Raw genomic sequence first — 2,360 nt, 5'->3', positions numbered from 1 at the left:
AAAAGACGAAATTTCTTAAAATTTGCCGCCGTTTCGGGAGCTGCGGCGCTACCTAGCGCGCTAAATGCCGCAAGCCAAAACGCAGATAAAATATCGCAAAACAAAGCCGCGATGAAGCGCTTTGAAAAAGCTATAAACAGCGCAGACGCGGCGGCTCTAAAAGAGCTGGTGGATCCAAAAGCGCCATTTCTCACGCCTGCTTCGCCAGAGCCGCTTTACGGCGGAGAGGGGTACTTTGCGGTAGTAAAGATGATGCGAGATAGCTTCCCTGACGTGCAGTGGGCGATGCAAGACATGGTGGCGGACGAGCGCTGCGTGGCGGTATATTGGCTCTGCAACTGGTACGCATGAGCATGACTTTGCGGGTATTGCAGCTACTGGGCGTAAATTTAGCGCTAGGGTGATGAATTTTTACTATTTTAACGATGCCGGCAAGATCACGAACGACGTAGCGGCCGAGGGTATGATCGCCATCTTGCGAGCTATCGGCGCGTGCGATAAATAACCATTTCAGGCTTTACTTCGCCTTTTTCAGCTATTTTTGGCTAAAATCGCCCAAAAATCAAAAAGGCGAAATATGGACTATATCAAGCTTCTAAAAGATAACGGCCTGCTGCGCGTCATTGACGAGCCCGCGGACATCGATCTAGAGATCGCGCACGCGAGCTACATCGAGGTCAAGCGCGAAAACTCGCAGGCGCTGCTTTTTACAAATCCCGTCTGTAAAAAAACCGGACGCAAATTTGCCCCCGTGCTAACAAACATCTACGGCTCAAAGCGCGCTTTAGAGCTTATTTTCGGACGCGAGCCTGACGAGATCGCAAGCGAGATCGAGCGGCTTTTAAAACCCAAAAAGCCTAAAAGCTTTGGCGAAAAGCTAAATTTTGCCGCGTATTTGTTTAAAATGAGAAAAATTTTTACAAAAAGATTAAAAGGCGAGGGCGAGTGCCAGCAGGTCAAATTTACGGGTGAGGATGTCGACCTGTTCTCACTTCCAGCGTTAAAGACGTGGCCGCTTGACGGAGGCGCCTTTATCACGATGGGGCAGGTTTATACGCAGAGCCTAGACGGCGAACTGCAAAACGTCGGCATGTACCGATTGCAAATTTATGGTAAAAATCGCCTCGGCATGCACTGGCAGATCCACAAAGACGGCGCGAATTTCTTTAACGAATACAAGCGCGCAGGCCGCAAGATGCCCGTCTCCGTGGCGATAGGGGGCGATCCGCTATATATCTGGTGCGGTCAGGCGCCGCTGCCAAAGGGCGTGTTTGAGCTGCTGCTTTACGGCTTTATCCGCAAAGAGCCGGCCAAACTCGTAAAGTCGCTGACGAATGAAATTTACGTCCCGCACGACGCGGACTACGTGATCGAGGGCTTTGTGGATACGGATAAATTTGAGCTTGAGGGGCCGTTTGGCGATCACACGGGCTTTTATACGCCGGTGGAGCCGTTTCCGGTGATGGAGGTCACGGCGATCACGAGCAAGCGTGAGCCCCTGTTTCACGCGACCGTAGTCGGCAAACCGCCGCTTGAGGATAAGTACATGGGCTGGGCGACCGAGCGCATTTTCTTGCCGCTTTTGCGTACGACGGTGCCGGAGCTGCTGGACTACAACATGCCTGAAAACGGCGTCTTTCACAACCTGATTTTAGCTAAAATCAACGCCCTTTATCCGGCGCACGCAAAGCAGGCGATGCACGCGTTTTGGGGCGTGGGGCAGATGAGTTTCGTCAAGCACGCGGTTTTCGTCGGCGATGATGCGCCAAATTTGAGCGATTATGACGCGCTTGCGGAGCATATTTTAAACCGTTTCGGCGATAAAAGCCTGCTAATCAGCGAGGGCGTGTGCGATCAGCTCGATCACGCGAGCCCGAACTCGTGCTTTGGCGGTAAGCTGGGGATCGACGCGACGCAGGACTTTTCTACGCCTGCGCCCGTGCTTTTGGATGACGCCGCGCTGCTGGCTAAATTTAAAGAAGTAGAGCCGAATTTAACGCAGCTCGTGCAGTTTAAAACAAATACCAAAACTCCGATTTGCGTCGTCAAATTTGATAAAAACCGCCTCGTAAAAGAGGTTTTTGATGAGCTTTTGAAATTTAAAGAGCACTTTAAACTACTCGTTTTCGTCGGCTGCGAAAATCGTCTGGAAAACCAGTATATGCTGCTTTGGCGCGTGACGAATAACATTGACGCCTTGCGCGATATATATGTGCGTGAGGGCGCGGTCTGTATCGACGCCACCGCAAAAGGCGAGGCCGAGGGCTATACGCGCGGCTGGCCGCTGCAAACCGACTGCGACCGAGACGTGGTAGCGGATCTGGTTAAGCGCGGCGTAGTAAAAGACGAGCCCGAGCTAT

3 protein-coding genes are annotated in these 2,360 nt (G+C 52.0%); all 3 read left to right on the top strand.

Features of this window, described 5'->3' with window-relative positions:
- On the top strand, positions 1-351 hold a 351-nt coding region (locus tag Q0338_RS06745), incomplete at its 5' end, for an ester cyclase (protein ID WP_298086093.1).
- Positions 260-505, top strand: a complete 246-nt coding sequence (locus Q0338_RS11070) for an ester cyclase (RefSeq protein ID WP_366119754.1) — start codon at positions 260-262, stop codon at positions 503-505. The genes Q0338_RS06745 and Q0338_RS11070, both read left to right, overlap by 92 nt.
- A 72-nt stretch (positions 506-577) precedes the next feature.
- The coding region (locus Q0338_RS06735; RefSeq protein ID WP_298086092.1) for a menaquinone biosynthesis decarboxylase at positions 578-2,360 on the top strand (1,783 nt) is incomplete at its 3' end.

The sequence above is a fragment of the uncultured Campylobacter sp. genome, assembly GCF_938018145.1.
In the GTDB taxonomy this organism is placed as follows: Bacteria; Campylobacterota; Campylobacteria; order Campylobacterales; family Campylobacteraceae; genus Campylobacter_A.
Note: the sequence above shows the minus strand (reverse complement) of the source record. Positions and strands in the feature narration are given on the sequence as shown.